The 16,517-nt window shown below is 55.2% G+C and carries 13 protein-coding genes, 1 tRNA gene and 1 pseudogene; 13 read left to right on the top strand and 2 right to left on the bottom strand.

Going from position 1 to position 16,517, the window contains the following annotated elements; all coding sequences use genetic code 11:
• Positions 1-210 precede the first annotated feature (210 nt).
• The 11 genes from F605_RS0100275 (at position 211) to F605_RS0100225 (ending at position 10,990) form a co-directional block, all read left to right on the top strand.
• Positions 211-729, top strand: coding sequence for a DUF4418 family protein (locus F605_RS0100275; RefSeq protein ID WP_022863915.1), 519 nt, complete (start codon positions 211-213; stop codon positions 727-729).
• Between the two features lie 6 nt (positions 730-735).
• Positions 736-1,956: an ABC transporter permease gene (locus tag F605_RS0100270; RefSeq protein WP_022863914.1), complete on the top strand. Its 1,221-nt coding sequence runs from the start codon at positions 736-738 to the stop codon at positions 1,954-1,956.
• Positions 1,957-2,661 (top strand): ABC transporter ATP-binding protein, encoded by a 705-nt coding sequence (locus F605_RS0100265; RefSeq protein WP_022863913.1) that lies wholly within the window; start codon positions 1,957-1,959, stop codon positions 2,659-2,661.
• Between the two features lie 125 nt (positions 2,662-2,786).
• A complete protein-coding gene (locus F605_RS0100260; protein WP_022863912.1) occupies positions 2,787-4,496 on the top strand; it encodes an FTR1 family iron permease in 1,710 nt (569 codons plus the stop codon).
• Entirely contained in the window at positions 4,496-5,140 is a 645-nt protein-coding gene (locus tag F605_RS0100255) for an iron transporter (RefSeq protein ID WP_022863911.1), read from the top strand. The genes F605_RS0100260 and F605_RS0100255 overlap by 1 nt, the downstream gene beginning before the upstream one ends.
• A gap of 10 nt (positions 5,141-5,150) precedes the next feature.
• Positions 5,151-6,425: a DUF2318 domain-containing protein gene (locus tag F605_RS0100250; protein ID WP_027723460.1), complete on the top strand. Its 1,275-nt coding sequence runs from the start codon at positions 5,151-5,153 to the stop codon at positions 6,423-6,425.
• A gap of 21 nt (positions 6,426-6,446) precedes the next feature.
• Complete coding sequence (locus tag F605_RS0100245) at positions 6,447-7,748, top strand: ABC transporter permease (RefSeq protein WP_022863909.1); 1,302 nt, start codon at positions 6,447-6,449, stop codon at positions 7,746-7,748.
• Between the two features lie 6 nt (positions 7,749-7,754).
• Complete coding sequence (locus F605_RS0100240) at positions 7,755-8,918, top strand: ABC transporter permease (RefSeq protein WP_231725802.1); 1,164 nt, start codon at positions 7,755-7,757, stop codon at positions 8,916-8,918.
• A 7-nt stretch (positions 8,919-8,925) separates the two neighbouring features.
• Positions 8,926-9,666, top strand: a complete 741-nt coding sequence (locus tag F605_RS0100235; protein ID WP_231725803.1) for an ABC transporter ATP-binding protein — start codon at positions 8,926-8,928, stop codon at positions 9,664-9,666.
• The gene (locus tag F605_RS0100230; protein ID WP_022863906.1) at positions 9,659-10,087 is read left to right on the top strand and encodes an FMN-binding protein; all 429 of its coding nucleotides are present in this window, start codon (positions 9,659-9,661) and stop codon (positions 10,085-10,087) included. The genes F605_RS0100235 and F605_RS0100230 overlap by 8 nt, the downstream gene beginning before the upstream one ends.
• A gap of 6 nt (positions 10,088-10,093) precedes the next feature.
• Positions 10,094-10,990: an FAD:protein FMN transferase gene (locus F605_RS0100225; protein WP_022863905.1), complete on the top strand. Its 897-nt coding sequence runs from the start codon at positions 10,094-10,096 to the stop codon at positions 10,988-10,990.
• Between the two features lie 32 nt (positions 10,991-11,022).
• On the opposite strand, the pseudogene F605_RS11585 reads toward F605_RS0100225, so the two are convergent.
• Together F605_RS11585 and F605_RS0100220 are read right to left on the bottom strand one after the other, a co-directional pair.
• Positions 11,023-11,352, bottom strand: a pseudogene (locus tag F605_RS11585) (AAA family ATPase); the annotation flags it as partial.
• A gap of 271 nt (positions 11,353-11,623) precedes the next feature.
• A tRNA-Pro gene (locus F605_RS0100220) sits at positions 11,624-11,697 on the bottom strand.
• A gap of 121 nt (positions 11,698-11,818) precedes the next feature.
• On the opposite strand from F605_RS0100220, the gene uvrB reads away from it, so the two are divergent.
• Both uvrB and F605_RS08955 read left to right on the top strand, forming a co-directional pair.
• A complete protein-coding gene (gene uvrB / locus F605_RS0100215; RefSeq protein ID WP_022863904.1) occupies positions 11,819-13,912 on the top strand; it encodes an excinuclease ABC subunit UvrB in 2,094 nt (697 codons plus the stop codon).
• On the top strand, positions 13,909-16,449 hold the full coding sequence (locus tag F605_RS08955) for an HAD-IC family P-type ATPase (RefSeq protein ID WP_022863903.1): 2,541 nt from the start codon (positions 13,909-13,911) through the stop codon (positions 16,447-16,449). Before uvrB ends, F605_RS08955 begins: the two co-directional genes overlap by 4 nt.
• The last annotated feature ends 68 nt before the right edge of the window (positions 16,450-16,517 follow it).

Below are 16,517 nucleotides of genomic sequence, written 5' to 3'. Positions count from 1 at the left end.
GTAGTTCGAGTGTTTGCGTCCTTGAAAGTATCCCGGGAGTAAGCAAACGGTTTAAGGGGGTAGCAGGGGTATCGTAGATACGTTTGCGCCTCCGGGCACTGTCCTGACACCCTCCGATAATTTCTTTCTAATTAGGTAAAGCTAACCTTGCTAATTGTTTTGAGCTGTGTGATGATTGGCGTTGTCTTTAAATCTTAAGGAGAAAATCGCATGAAGGATAGAATCATTGGTTCGCTGCCTACCGTAGTGTTAGGCCTGCTCATTGCCATCGCGCCGCGGACTTTTGCACCGGTATGCGAGTTCGCTGCCAAACACAGCTCCGGTAAGGAACATATGTCCGGGATGAAAGGCTCCGGCGGCATGGACCACATGAACCACATGGGGCAGGCTGGCAAAGCGATGGGTGAGGCTCATCAGCATATGGCGTGCTACTGGACCGCTCAAGCCAGCTTGGGGATTGGAATCCTCCTGCTGGTCATTGGGCTGCTGGCATTGTTCATGAACTCCCAGATTCGCACCGGTTTGAACCTGAGCGCGGCGCTCATCTATGTGCTGGAAATTTCTATTGTCACCGTGCTTATTGGAACGTGCAAAAACGAGGAAATGTCTTGCAATGTTTACGCTATGCCCACGCTGTTGGCGCTGAGCTGTATAGGGATCCTGGCAATCGGTGCGGCGATATTCCTGGATCAAAGGAAGCGCCCGGAGCTTCAGAAAGCCGCGGCATAAACTGCAATGCAAAGCAGCCAGATAACCTGGGGCAAACTCCCTTTTCGTAATCTCAAATATTACCGTTATCGCAGCTTAGGGCTGTTCCTGGTGGCAGTCCTGCTCAGCGCGATAACGTTCGGTGCAGGGATGGTTTCGTTGAACCTCAGCCAAGGTTTGGCATCGGTCAAGGAACGCTTGGGGGCGGACATAATGATTGTGCCTTCTCAGTTTGAGCAATCCGCAAAGGATATTTACCTCTGCGGGGGAAAACCGAGCGGGTTTTTGCTGCCAGATGACGTTTCAGATTCGGTCGCCAATGTTGCCGGAGTGGAACAGGTCACCACGCAAACCTATATTGCTTCCCTAATGGCGAGTTGCTGCGAGGTGCGGTTGCAGATTATCGGCATTGATCCGGACACCGACTTTGTTATTAAACCCTGGATTCAAGCCACTTATTCACGTGGTCTGCAGGATGGTGAGCTGGTCGCGGGCTCCAAAGTTCAGATTAATGCCCAGGGCAAGATTCGCCTGTTCAACTATGAATTCCCGGTAAGCGCGCGGCTGGCGCCGACGGGCACGAACCTGGATTCGTCTGTGTTTGCCAATCTGGCGACCACGAAAATCCTGGCTCGCCAAGCTGAAAAGGTGGGGCATCCGGTCTTGTCCGCAGATGAGATTGGACACCGGGTTTCCGCAGTTATGGTAAAAGTCAAGCCCGGTTACGCCCCGGAGGAAGTGGCGCAGCATATTTCTAAATCTCCCCAGCTGAAGGGCTTGGGCTTTGTATCTGCGAACGGGATTAGTTCCCGGCTCAAGGAGGGTGTGGGTCACATTGTGGGCGCCCTGCAGGTCTTTCTGGCTGTCTTTTGGGCAGTAGCGTTGGCGGTGATGGTGACGGTCAACTGGGTCAGCGTCATGTCTCGGAGCAAAGAGTTGGGCTCGTTGCGGATAATGGGTGCCACCAAGCGGATGCTGACCGCAATGTTGCTGAAAGAGAATCTGCTGGTCAGCCTGACGGGTGGCGTGCTGGGGCTGGGACTCAGCGCGGCGCTGCTGCGACCCTTTGGCGATGCCATTCAAAGGGCTTTGAAGCAGCCCTATCTGCAAAGCGATCTGTGGAGCCAGTGTTCTCTGGGCGTTCTCATCTTGGTGACGGTGTGCCTCAGCGCCGTCCTGGCCAGTGCTATCTCGGCGATTCGCCTGCTGCGAAAAGAAACTTACCAGGTCGTGCGGGAGGGGCAATAGATGTTGTTGGAACTGTGCGAAGTGACCAAGAAGTTTTCGCGGCGGGGACGCGAGTTCAACGCGGTAGACAGTGTGAGCTTGAGTGTTGACGCCGGCCAGTTTGTGGGTGTTTCAGGCAAATCGGGTAACGGAAAAACGACCCTGCTGAACCTCATGATGGGTTTGCTGCGTCCCAGCTCAGGAACGGTTCTGGTGGCAGGAGAGGATCTGTCTGATCTCTCGGATCGGGAACTGTCCCAGCTGCGCCGGTTTCGTCTGGGAATGATTACGCAGCAGCAAACCCTGGTCAGCTCCCTCAACGTCTTGGATAACGTGGTGCTGCCTGCTACTTTGCGGTCAAAAGGGCGGTCGTCGGGGAAGTCGTCGCCGGTGGGGGTGGGGTCTTTGCCTGTCAATCGCGCGTTGGATTTGCTGGAAAAGCTCGACATTGCGGATCTATCCCACGCCTGGCCCGCAGAACTTTCCGGGGGAGAGATGCGTCGGGTTGCCATCGCCCGAGCACTCATGGCCCAACCGGAAGTTTTGTTGGCGGATGAACCGACCGGCGACTTGGACGACGACAGCACGGCGGCGGTGCTACGGCTATTTCACGAGCTCGCACAAGGCAGTAGCGCGGTCGTGATGGTCACGCACGACGCGGCCGCTTACGAATACTGCAACCGTAGGTTCAATATGCTAGACGGCCACTTGGAGGAGCTGTGGTAGGGCGAGGGGATTTTGTTCAGAATCAGCCTTTAATAGCTAGATTTGCTATAAGGTAAGGCTTGCCTTGTTAATTGTTTATTTGTAGCCTTGTTATGTATTTGATTTAGAAAGAAGTTGAGAGAATCGTGAACGCAACCAGAAACCAGCCTTCTCTGTGGGCACGAGGACTGCGGTTTATCGTAGGTTTTTCCGCTTTGGTGGTGGCGCTGTCCTTCGGAGGGGTGGTCTGGTCTAGCGCGGCCGCAGCCCAAGATTCCGATCTGGGTGAATGGTCTGAGGTCGTGTCGGTAATGCAGGAAAAGCTCGCCGCGGTTCCGGAAGCTGGCGATCCGAGCGCGGTCCAGACTCTGATTCGTCAAGCCTACTATGAGAACTACCAGACGAGCGGCCTGGAAGACCAGGTCAAACATGCTTTGGGGCGTGACGTAAACGATAAGTTTGTCGCCGAACTATTGAACTTACGCAATCTCAGCCGTGACGGTGCGAGCCCGGAGGCACTGCGAGAAGACAGCGACAAAGTCGCAGACCTGCTCACAGAAACGGTAACTAAGCTGGTCAAAGCCCCTAAGGTGGCGGATCAGTGGAGCAGGGTTGCCGACACGATTGCGCAAGTTATCACCGATGCCCAAAGCGCCTACATCAAGGGACAAGCCGACCGGGCATTCACCTTGGCTACCGAAGCGTACCTGGGGCATTACGAAGCTGACGGGTTTGAAAACAACACCATTGTGCACAAAGGTTTCAATCGTGTGACTGAGATTGAGGGTATGTTCAGTGACTTGCGACAGGGCTACAAAGACGGTCGTGACCAGGCTCAACAGGAAAAACTTGGCAAGGACCTGATTGCGAAGCTGGCTGAGGATGCGAAATTTTTAGACTCGAAAACGCAGGACACGGGACCGCTGGGGATTGCCGGTTTCTTTTCCGCTTTTCTGATTCTGCTACGTGAAGGCGCGGAGGCGCTGCTGGTCGTGGCGGCGTTGGTCACCTACGCGTTGAAAGCGGGGCGGCGCGACCAGCTGCGGGGAATCTTAGCTGGCGTGGTTATCGCCGTGGTCATTTCCATCAGTCTGGCTATTCTGTTTGGGCAGCTCAGCGCCAGCGTGCAGAGCGGAATGGGTCAGGAACTGCTGGAGGGGATTACCGGCCTAGCAGCCGCCCTGATGCTGATTTATGTGTCTAACTGGATACTGAGCAAGTCCGGTGGCAAACGCTGGGAGGAATATATTAAGGCCACCGCGGGCGAAAAAACCGTGGCGGGAGGCGTTTTTGCTCTGGCGTTTGTGTCCTTCCTCACCGTGGCTCGGGAGGGTGCTGAAACTATCCTGTTCTTTTACCCGATTGTCTCCGGGGCGAAAACACACAGCGATTATTGGTTTATCGTTGCGGGTGGCGTAACGGCGGTAGTCATCCTCGCGATTCTATTCGTGCTGGTCTGGCAGTTCGGGGTACGCCTGCCGCTCAAGCCTTTCTTTAAGTGGACTTCGATATTGCTGGCGTTACTGGCGATAGCCATCGTGGGCGGGGCGATTAAAGAGCTGCAAGAGGCTGCTTTGGTCGGGGCACATATGGTGTCTGGCGTTCCTACCGTGGTGTTCCTGGGAATCTATCCCACTGCGGAAACCCTCGGTGCCCAAATTATTACCGCCGCGGTATTGGGAGTCTTGGCTCTGTTACAACTCCGCAAGGCAAAAGCTGACCAGCCCGAGGCGGGCGGCTCCGAGATTCGTTCCGACACCCCTATCTCGGAAAGTAATGATAAAGCTTTCGAAGAAAACTCTTCGAGGGAAGATAAAAAAGACGCTGTCGAAGCGAACAGCGGAAAGGAAGAATAATGAAAAAGAAGCTACTGGCTTTGGCAGCTGTCCTGGCGTTGGGCATGAGCCTCAGCGGCTGTGGCGGAACTTCGTCGGGCGGTCAGGCTAAGCCGCAGGAATCCAAGTCGGCGACCGAGCAGAAGCAGCCGGAAAAGCCCAGCGATCCCAATGTTGTGGGTATCAAGGAAATTCCGGTTGGGGATTCTGGCGAACAAACCAACGGGCCGCTGAATGTAAACGTTGTTTATTTCCAGGCTGTCGATATGGAGCACGGCTCGATGAAGATGCCTCCGGCTTCCGAGTCCGATATGCACTTCGAGATTGATGCTTCTACCAACAAGAAGGCAGAAGAATTCGGGTACCCGGCGGATACTTTCATGCCTTACCTGGACGATATGAAGGTTACAGTTAAGGATCAAAAGACCGGTGAGGAAACTGACCTGGGCACCATGATGCCGATGATTGCCTCTGACGGTCCTCACTACGGTAACAACATCAAGCTCAAGCCCGGCCTGTACGATGTGACCATCACCATCCCCTCTCCGGAAGACAAGTTCATGCTGCACACGGGTAAGGATTCCTCCGGGGTCAAGGGCCGTTTCTGGAAAGAACCGCTGAAGTTTGAGTTCAAGAACTGGCAGTGGGACGGGCAGGTTCTCTAAGTAGGTTTCATTGCTCAAGTTATTTGTTGTCGCCCTCCGCTACGGGCTGCCGTTATTCGTGCCGCTGGCAATCTTGCTGGCAACGCGACCGCACACCCCGATGGAACGCCGAGTCGTGGCTCGGATTACCACCGTGGTGTTGGTGGTGGCAGCCCTAGCGGCGGCGACACTGGCATGGCTTCGGCTGAACACGAATCTGATAGATGTTCCGACCATGAACTTCTATCTGGTTCCAGTCATGCTGATTTGCTCGCTGGGCTTCCTGGGAATGTCTTGGTGGTTTGGTGCCGCCGACCTCTATGACATTAAACAGAGCGCTAAACATAGGGCGCTGCTGGTGGCCTCGCTGTTGACTGCCGTCAGTATCATCATCAATTTCGGCTTTGAATACGCATTTTCTACCGACGAAATTGTGCTGATGGGGTCCTCTCCGTTAGAAACAGAATCGCTGGCGCGCTTTTCTGGATTCGCCTTCGGGTCGCTGCTGGTGGTCATCGCCGGCTGGGCCTACGTGCGCGCCACCAGGCTGGTTCCCGCCATGGTGCGTTTGGCAATCACTACCGCGGTATTTTTGGTAGTTATCGGTCCGCGTTCCATTCTGTTGTATCAACAACTCGCCATACGTGGTTTCCTGCCACGGTCACGGACCATCTTTGAACTCGTGTTGTGGATTCAAAATGCCAACACCGTCATACTGCTGGCTCTGGTGGTGCTGACCGCCATTCCTGGCATCATCGCCATTTGGTTCGGTTCCAAATCCGTCAATGTTTCTGGCCCCGAAGCGCGTATAGCGAAAGCGGATCGGATTACTCGCCGACACTTTTTAGAGCTGGCCTTGGGGGGCACGGTTGTTTTCGTTTCTGCCTTGACCGTTGGCAGGCGCGTGGCGGAGACTGTTCCGGAGTTATCCCCGATAGAGCCTTCCACGGTGAAAGGAAATGTGGTTTCCGTCAGTCGGGAGCTGGTGTCTGATGGACACCTGCATCGTTTCGCCTATGTGACCAAGGACGGGACGCAAGTTCGTTTCATCGTCATTCAAAAGAACGCCGTAGCCTACGGTTGCGGTCTGGATGCCTGCGAAATCTGCGGCGAATCCGGTTATTACGAAGACGGCGGGAAAGTCATTTGCCGGCGCTGCGGGGTCATGATGAATATTCAAACTATTGGCTTTCCCGGTGGCTGTAACCCTATTCCGATTAAGTATGAAGTGGGCCCGAAAGAATTACGGTTTTTTGCTGACGAGCTGAGTGGGCACGCCAAAATCTTTAAAACCAAAATAATCTAAGGCTCTAAGGTATAAGTTTCCATGTTCTTTTTCAGGATGATTTTCAAGGCGTTACGTCGGCAGGTCGGTAAACGCCTCATGATTGCGCTAACGATTTTACTAGGGGCAGGTCTCACAACTTCCATGCTGGCGGTCATGCTGGATGTCGGGGATAAAATCAAGCAGGAACTTGGCTCTTACGGTGCCAATATCCAAGTGCTACCGCAAGGAAAATCCGTAGTTTCCCAACTCTATGATTTCGAGGATACGGGTAGCTCGGCGAATTCCCAGTCCGGAGCGTTGCAGGAATCCGAGCTGGCAAAGCTGAAAACCATATTTTGGGCTTTCAACATCGAAAACTTTGCTCCGTTCCTGGGAACCAAGGCTGCTTCCTCAGGCCAAGACGTTGACGTAGTCGGGACCTGGTTTCGCAAGAAGCTAGCCATCCCCACTGGGGAAAAAGTCGATACCGGCATGGCGGATATGCGCGACTGGTGGGAAGTCCAAGGCAACTGGCCAAAGGCTGCCGATGAAGTCATGGTCGGATCGAAACTGGCTCAGCAAACCGGCTGGCATCTGGGGGACTCTCTGACCTTGAAACCCCGGCCCGGATTAGCTGGCTCCGCACCCAGTCCAACTTTGACTATCAGCGGTATCTTTACTTCCGGTTCCAATGAAGACCGGCAACTGTTTGCGGATTTGAGCGTAGCTCAGAGCCTCTCGGGTCGTCCGGGCCAGGTCGACCGGGTAGAGGTGCGTGCTATCACCACGCCGGAAAATGACTTGTCCCGCCGCGCTGCCCGCGATCCCAGCTCACTATCTCTGGAGGACTGGGAAACCTGGTACTGCACCGCTTACACGTCCTCAATCGCCTATCAGATTGAGGAAGTCATGACTAACGCCGTAGCCACCCCCGTCCACCAAATCGCCGACAGTGAGGGCGCGATCCTGGAAAAAACCCAGCTCATTATGACTTTGGTGGCGATTTTGGCCATGGCGGGTTCCGCTCTGGGTATTGCTAACCTGGTGACTGCCTCGGTGATGGAACGTTCCGCCGAAATCGGGCTGATGAAAGCTTTGGGGGCGCGTAATCTGTTTGTGGTGCTGATGATTTTGACGGAAACCTTCATCGTGAGCCTGGTTGGGGCCGCGTTCGGATGTGTGGGCGGCATCGGTCTGGCCCAACTGGTCGGACACCTGGTATTTGGGGTCAGTATCAATATCCGCCCAGTGGTGTTCCCCTTGATGGCGGTCATCGTGGGGCTGACGGTTTTGCTGGGCTGTTTACCTTCAATCCGGGCGCTGGTGACTTTGCAACCTGCGCGGGTTCTGCACAGAAAGTAGGCGGGAATGAACTCACACAAACGCATGTTCGTGCGCATCATTTGGAAAGCCTTTGCGCACCGTTTCTCCCGGGTTCTGATTGCTTCCCTGGCAATCGCAATGGGTGCCTCCATCCTGTCCGGGTTGGGGCTGGTGGCGGTGACAGTTCCCAATTACATCGCTAAGGAACTGCGTTCGTTTGGGGCAAACCTGGTGGTGCTGCCGCAAGGTTCCAATGTAATTACTCGGGAAACGGTGTCTGCCATCGACCGGCAGTGCGGCGAGAGTCTGTTGGGGCGGGCCGGCTACAGTTACGGTAACCTGCTCTACGGTCAGCAGCCCGTCCCCGTCATGGTGACGAAATTTGCCGACGCCCGGTCAGTCCGACCCTACTGGTCAATCGACGGGAAAGTGCCGCAGGGCAGCGAACAGATCCTGTTAGGGGTGAATCTCGCAGAAAAATTCCGTCTGCACGTCGGTGACCTGATCGGCCTCAAGGTGGCGCAGCTGCGGGAAAACACCGGGGGGGACGAATCGGGGGATGCCAACCGGGCTGGCAAACAGCTGGAAATCTCCGGGCTGCTGCGCACCGGCGGCCCCGAGGACGACCTGGCGGTGTTAAGCCCGGACAGTTACACCGCTATGGGTGGGGTTGCCGATGGCTACAGTTTGGTGGAATATTCACTGAAAGGCGATACTTCCCAATTGAGCGCTTTAGCGAAAACCATCGGAAAAAAGGTCAACGGGGTTGACGCTGAAGTGGTGCGTCGAACTACCCAAAATGAAACCCGCATTGCCCATACTCTAAGCAACCTAATTTGGTTGGTCAGTATTATTATTTCCGCACTAATGCTGATTGCGGTATCCGCGACACTGAGTTCGATTGTCTCGGAACGCGCTCGCGAGATTGGGCTGAAAAAGGCATTGGGGGCTTTGAGCAAGGACGTATTCACGGAACTTATCGGGGAATCGATAATGTTAGGGCTGTTCGGAGGCTTCTTAGGGGTCTTGCTGGGAATCGGTCTGGCCGATTACATATTGCAAAAAGTTTTCCTGGCACGAGTAGAAATTAACTGGATAATTTTAGTCCTCACGATTGTTTTTTCGGTAGCGGTAGCGGTTATCGGTTCTCTGTGGCCGGCTAAACGTATTGCCCGGATTAATCCTATAAATGTTCTTGGTGGAGAGTGAGAATGCTATGGCAGATAATAATGATGAGCAATTGATTTATCGAGTTGAGAAGGTGTCTCGAAAATACGGCGAGTTGGCGGCGCTGGATAATGTCAGCCTCGACATAACTCGCGGCGAGTGGCTCTCGGTAGTGGGGCCGTCCGGTTCGGGCAAGTCAACTCTGATGAACATTCTGGGCTGCCTGGATTCCCCCACCGAAGGACTGGTTTACCTGGAGGGCGAGCGTCTGGACAAAATGGGTGAACTGGAATTGGCCGCGGTGCGTCGCCGCAAGATTGGCCTCATCTTTCAACAGTTCCACCTGGTAAAACACCTCTCGGCGGTAGAAAACGTGATGATGGCTCAGTACTACCATTCCCTCCCCGATGAAGCCGAGGCGATGGAGGCACTAGACCGGGTGGGCATGTCCGCTCGCGCCACCCACCTCCCTCATGAACTGTCTGGAGGGGAGCAGCAGCGCGTGTGCGTGGCTCGTGCCCTCATCAACCACCCCTCCGTCATCCTGGCCGACGAACCGACCGGAAACCTCGACGAGGCAAACGAAAACATCGTTATCGACTTCTTTTCGCAGCTGCATCGGGAGGGCACCACCCTGCTGGTCGTCACCCATGATGCCAACGTTGCTCGGCAAGGGCAGCGCCAAATCATTTTGGAACACGGGAAAATCGTCAGAGAAGTCCACAACCAATCGCAAACCGCAGAAAAATGTGACCCACAAATGCTTGAGACGGGAGGAAACGATGCGTAAAGCGACCGCGGGAGCGCTACTCGCAATCGGCATGGTCGCCCTCAGTGGCTGCGGGTCTTACCCAGCGGCATCGACCTTGCCGGACGGGCAATACGCGGGCAGCTCGCTGCCCGACGAGGACGGTACGGTCGGTAAAGTTCAGTTTACGATTAAGAACGGTCAGGTGGTTGACGCTAAGTTCCGTCTCTATGACAAAGACGGGACGGTACATGACCAAAATTACGGGAAAACCGCTAGCGGCGGGATAGACACGGAATTTTACCAGCGCGCCCAAGCCGCTATCAGCGCTGAACAGCGTTATGTGCAGCAGTTCCAGAAGACCGGGGATCAAAATAAGGTCGATAGGGTGTCCGGGGCATCGTTGTCACATCGGCTGTTCCTCGATGCGGTTCAGACGGCTATGGAAGCAGCGCAAAAGTAGGCGTTCGTGTACCTCGCGCCGACTCCACCAGGAGAAACCACGATTACCTTTGCGGCGATGGGGACGCTGGTGTCGGCATCGTGGCGCAGCACTCCCCAGGTCGCGGAGGTCCTCCGGGTGAGTCTGCCGAAACGGGCGGCGCAGTTGGAGGATGACCTGTCGCGGTTTCGGGCGGATTCTCCCGTGAGCCGCTTGGATACCGAGTGGAGAGATGTCGGGCCGCACTGTGCCGCGGTGTTTGGGGCTGCTCAGGAATGGGCGCAGCGTACCGGGGGTTTTTTTAAACTATTTCCGTGCCTGGGCTGGGACGCCGAAACGCTGCAGTTGCGGGGCGAGCAGGCTCGTCTCACCGACGGTGTGGGGGCTGGGGGCCTAGATTTGGGAGGTATCGCGAAAGGTTACGCGGCTGCGCAGCTGGCTTCTCTCATTCAAGAATCAGGGGGTAGCGGCATCTTGGTGTCCTTCGGGGGTTCGTCGATTGTGGCGCCGGACCGCCGGGCCATCATCAGAGTGCAATCTCCCTGGACAGGCCGGGAATTCTTGGGAGACCTGCAGATAGAAAACGAGTCCCTCTCTAATTCAATGCTGCCGCAAACCCAGATTGTCCCCAGTCTGGTGCGCAGCCACATTCGCGGTCTGGACGGGCAGCTCGCGTTTACCGATATTTGTGCGGCACTTGTGGTGGGACCTGACGCGATGAGTTGCGAGGCTCTCTCTACCGCGCTGATTGCGGGAGGAAGCCCCCTGCTGCACGATTTGACTCAGAAGGGCGTTCTGGGTGGGGCGTATCGCGCCCTCGCGATGACTTCCAACGGGAGGGTGTTTGCCGACCCCGCGCTACAGTTGAGTATCACACTGGAGTTGCCCGAACCGTTGCCGCTGAGCCCCGTGTTGCCGGACTGACGCCGCAACGGGCTTGTGCGGTATTCCCCTAGAGAGAGCGGTAACACGTCCACAGCAATATAGCGACCTGCCAAATAGGTGAGGCTCTCTCCTGCAAACAGAGAAGCGTTCGAGCCTGTCACCGTAATTCTGAGAGCGTACTTTTCTCTCAGTGAGTTCAACACTCGCGTCCAATCATCGAGTTCCGGGGCTTCGCCTATATGCAAAAAGCGGATACTTTGTTGCTCGACCGCGCGCTGCACGGAGCTGTGGAACGTCCTAGCGTCGCGCATCCGGTCATGTGATAGATCCTCGAAATGCTCGCTCATTATCTGAGCCGGTTTGATTCCTTGCTCGACTAGGTAATCTTCGTAAAGCGCCAGCAGGAAGAACTTTCACCCGAGGAAGCCGCTTATGAGATGGCTAGGGACGAGGCTCTAAACGTCATTCGGAGGGGTGAGACGAGCCTGTTGGTTGTGTTGGGTACGTGGATGAACTGGAGCTGTAATCATCCTCCAAAATCACCCACCCATAACACCCGCCATGTGGAGAAAAGCATCTTAATTTTCCGGGTAATGAGAGTGGTTTTGAGAGTAGATTTACTATTTAGCTGGAAATCCTGTTGCCCTAAACAGTACTTTACCAGCGCATTTGTCGGGCTGACAGGATTTGAACCTGCGACCCCTTGACCCCCAGTCAAGTGCGCTACCAAACTGCGCCACAGCCCGTTACTTCCCCGAGTTTATCGGTGGCAGCTACTTTCCAGCAAATCACCAAGACGTGATTCTTAACGCTTACCGCGTCCTCGCAAATAAGATTATTGTCTAAGCCCCTAGTAGACTGGGGGACGTGAGTGAGCAACTGGATCTACGCCGCGCTAAGAAGCCGTTTAAAGTGCAGGCGCCCTATAAGCCGTCTGGGGATCAGCCGCAGGCGATTGCGGAGCTCACGCAGCGGATTAACAATGGGGAAAAAGACATTGTTTTGCTGGGGGCAACCGGAACCGGAAAATCGGCGACCTCCGCCTGGCTGGTAGAGAAGGTGCAGCGCCCCACCTTAATAATGGAGCCTAATAAAACTCTGGCTGCCCAGATGGCGGCGGAGTTGCGCGAACTTTTCCCTGACAACGCCGTGGAATATTTCGTTTCCTACTATGACTACTATCAGCCAGAAGCCTACGTACCCCAGTCTGACACCTATATCGAAAAAGATTCTTCTATAAATGACGAGGTCGAGAGGCTGCGGCACTCTGCCACTAACTCTCTGCTCACCCGCCGGGACGTAATCGTGGTGTCTTCGGTTTCCTGTATCTACGGCCTCGGTACCCCCCAAGAATATGTGGCGCGGATGGTGCCCTTAGAAGTGGGAATGCAAATAGAGCGTAACGAACTACTTAAACGCTTTATCACCATGCAATATACCCGTAACGATATGGCCTTTACCCGGGGAACTTTCCGGGTGCGCGGCGATACCATCGACATCATTCCTATGTACGAGGAAATGGCGATCCGGATCGAAATGTTTGGGGATGAAATTGATTCCCTGGCCACTCTGCATCCCATCACCGGGGAAGTAATCGACGAGGAAGACTCGGTGTTTATTTTCCCCGCCTCCCACTATGTGGCCGGGCCAGAACGGATGCAACGCGCCATAGACGGAATCGAGGAAGAGTTAGGACAGCGGCTGAAATACTTCCGTGAGCAAGGCAAGCTCTTAGAAGAACAGCGCCTGCAGATGCGCACCACCTACGATCTGGAAATGATGCGGGAGATCGGTACTTGTGCGGGCATCGAAAACTATTCCCGCCATATTGATGGGCGCGGGCCCGGCAGCCCTCCCAACACTCTCCTCGATTATTTCCCCGAAGATTTTCTGCTGGTAATCGATGAATCCCATGTGACGGTTCCCCAAATTGGAGCCATGTTCCATGGGGATATGTCCCGCAAACGGACCCTGGTGGATTACGGCTTCCGCCTGCCTTCGGCGATGGATAACCGGCCTTTGAAATGGGAAGAGTTCCAGGAACGGATTGGGCAAACCGTTTATCTGTCGGCGACCCCTGGCCCCTATGAGTTAGAACGCTCCGATGGGGTGGTGGAACAAATTATTCGCCCCACCGGGCTGGTTGATCCGAAGATCGTAGTTAAACCGACTGCGGGGCAAATCGATGACCTGATGGAAGAAATCCTCCTGCGCAGTGAAAAGGACGAGCGCGTCTTGGTCACTACCTTGACTAAGAAAATGGCCGAAGACCTCACCGAATACCTGGCGGAGCGGGAAGTATTGGTGGAATATCTGCATTCCGATGTGGATACTTTGCGGAGGGTGGAGCTCCTGCGGGAACTGCGGATGGGCAAATTTAACGTGCTAGTGGGGATTAACCTGCTGCGAGAGGGCCTGGATCTGCCGGAAGTGTCGCTAGTTGCGATCCTGGATGCCGATAAGGAAGGGTTCTTGCGCTCGACTACTTCCCTGATCCAAACCGTAGGGCGCGCGGCGCGTAACGTATCCGGGGAAGTACATATGTATGCGGACCAGGTGACTGATTCTATGCGGGCGGCGATTGAGGAAACCGAGCGGCGGCGAGAAAAACAGCTGGCCTATAACCGCGAGCACGGGATTGACCCCCAGCCGCTGCGTAAGAAGATCGCGGATGTCACCGATATGTTGGCGCGCGAAGAAATTGATACCGAGTCCCTACTAGGTACCGGGTATCGAGGCGCGGGTAGTGGACCCGATGCGCAGACCCGCCGGCAGACCGGGCAGGACGTGCGTGAACGGCTGGCAGATCAAAATGAATCCAGCCTAGTGGAGCTAATCGCGGAGCTCACCGCGCAGATGCAAGAGGCAGCCCGGCAGCTACAATTCGAGGTGGCAGCGCGGCTGCGAGATGAAGTGCGCGATCTTAAGAAAGAATTACGGCAAATGCGGGAGGCGAATTGAGCGAAACCGAAAAAGGTCACGGCCCCTCTACTCAGGGTGACGCGATAACTCCTCCCTTTCCCGCGTCGGGAAATACACAACCAGCATTAACGCCCTCGGTAAGTGGGGAAGAGCTTAGCGAACTACCGGAAGGCGCTTTGGCAGGACTCAGCGAGGACGAGGTCGCTAAACTTAAGCAGGCCGGATTGGTTAACCAGTTCACCCCGCGAGCTACCCGTACAGTCTGGCAGATTCTGCGCGCCAATGTGTTTACTTTATTTAATGCGATTTTGGCGAGCTGTATCGTAGTCACCTTGATTTTCGGTCATTGGGCAGACACCGTTTTTGGGATCGTGATGGTGGTCAATGCGCTCACTGGCATCATTAGCGAACTCAAGGCCAAAAGGGTGCTGGAAAAAATCAGTATTCTGCAAGAAAACCCGGTAATGGTGGTGCGAAGTGGGGCAGAAAGAGAAATCTCTCCCCGCCAGATTGTGCAGGGGGACTTGTTGCATTTGCGACGGGGAGACCAGGTGCCTGCCGATGGGACCGTGGTTGCCACCAGTGGCCTCTATCTGGATGAATCTAACCTCACTGGGGAATCAGTTCCGAGAGCGCGAGCCAAGGGCGAAGAAATTTTTTCCGGTGCCGCGGTGGTAGCCGGAGATGGATACGTAAAGGTTAGCGCGGTTGGTAGCCACTCTTGGGCGAACGAGATGGCGCTGCAAGTTAAAAAATTCCAGATGGCACATTCGGAATTGGAAGAAGGAATCAACAAAATTCTGAAAGTCATCACCTATTGTTTACCGCTGGTGATTGTCCTCCTGGGGGCAGCGCAAATTCGTAACCTGGGGGGACTTAACCAGGTCAACTGGGGGAATATCGGACCGGTAGTAGTGGCGGCAGTAGCGGGAATCGTGGGGATGATTCCTCAAGGTCTGGTGCTGCTCACCTCTATAAACTTCGCGGCGGCCTCCTTAAAACTGGCGCGTCAAGGGGTGCTAATCCAAGAATTGCCGGCAGTAGAAGTCCTGGCCAGAGTAGACACTCTTTGTCTAGACAAAACCGGCACCCTTACTACTGGGGAGATTGCGGCGCGCGGCTTCGCCCTCCCCGGTGAAAATAAACTAGTGTCGGCTGGTGATTTAGCTGCAGGGGCGCCCGCCGCCCTGCAAGCTTTGACCCGCGAGCGCGAAAATGACACTTCGGCAGCTATCTATGATCGGATAGTTAACGATTTGGAAACTATGCCGCCGGCTTTGGAGAACCCGCTGCTAGTGCCCTTCGATTCTGCTCGTAAATGGTCAGCGGTGGTCAGCGGGGGTGATACCTGGGTGTTGGGAGCGCCAGAAATTATATTGGCAGCTGACGGTCCCGCGCTAGAACAAACCGCGACCTGGGCTAGGCAAGGGGTACGAGTCCTGGCGTTGGCACAGGCTAAAAATCAGGAAATCGACCCGGAGCATCCCGCTATACCATCGGGATTGCGGCTGAGCGCGTTAATAGTGCTCGCCGAACGCCTGCGCGAAGATGCGGCGCAAACCTTGGACTTTTTCCGCCAAGAAGGGGTAAATGTTCTGATTATTTCGGGGGATAACCCGCAGACAGTAGCCGCTTTGGCAGGACGAGTGGGGATTAAGACCGAAGGCTTTGACGCTCGAAAGCTACCGGAGGACGCCCCCGGGATCACGCGAATTCTGGAAAAACATCGGGTATTTGGCCGGGTTACTCCGGAACAAAAACGCGCCCTGGTGCAAGCCTTACAGGCCGCGGGAAAAACCGTGGCGATGACCGGAGATGGAGTAAATGATGCTCTGGCTTTAAAGGATGCAGATTTGGGGATTGCCATGGGAAACGCTGCCCAAGCCACCAAGTCCGCGGCGAAAGCAGTCCTGCTAGATTCTAAATTCGCGGCCCTGCCCCAAGTGTTAGGGGAGGGACGACGCGTACTGGGAAATATGGAGCGGGTATCTACCTTGTTCCTGTCAAAAACTACCTATGCGGCCCTGCTAGCACTCTTAGTCGGGATTTTAGGTATTCGCTACCCCTATCTGCCCCGGCACCTGACCCTGATCTCCTCTAGCACTATCGGAATCCCCGCGTTTTTCTTAGCCCTTGCGCCCTCCAACCGCCGCTACCGTCCCGGTTTCTTGCGTAGGGTGGGCCAGCTATCCATACCGGCGGGGTTGCTGTGTGGATCCACTTCGATTGGCGCCTACCTATGGTTGGGGCGCACCGAGGCCGCTACTTCGGCGGCTACTATTGTGTTGGCAATCGGGGCACTGGGGCTACTGGCTATCCTGTCTCAGCCGCTACGCAGTTGGCGCGGAGGTCTAGTTGTAGCCATGATCACCCTAGTAATCGCGGCGATTACGATACCGGTGGTGCGAAACTTCTTCGCCCTAGAAATCCTATCTTTCGCACAATGGCTGGTAGTGGTTACCTGCAGCGCGATTTCCCTGACCGGACTAGCGATTATCGGCACCTATTGGGAGAGGCGTCATTGGCCAGATCACGGTTCGGGGTTACGTCTAAAACACGTTAGAATAAGAAAGTAAATCCGGAAGGGGAGTACTTCCATTAACAGGCCAGTCGTCATCACGGCAAACTTGCCCGGCTGGTTGGG

This window comes from Varibaculum cambriense DSM 15806 (assembly GCF_000420065.1).
Classification (GTDB): domain Bacteria; phylum Actinomycetota; class Actinomycetes; order Actinomycetales; family Actinomycetaceae; genus Varibaculum; species Varibaculum cambriense.
The sequence above is the reverse complement of the archived record's forward strand: the minus strand, read 5'-3'. Positions and strand labels throughout refer to the sequence as shown.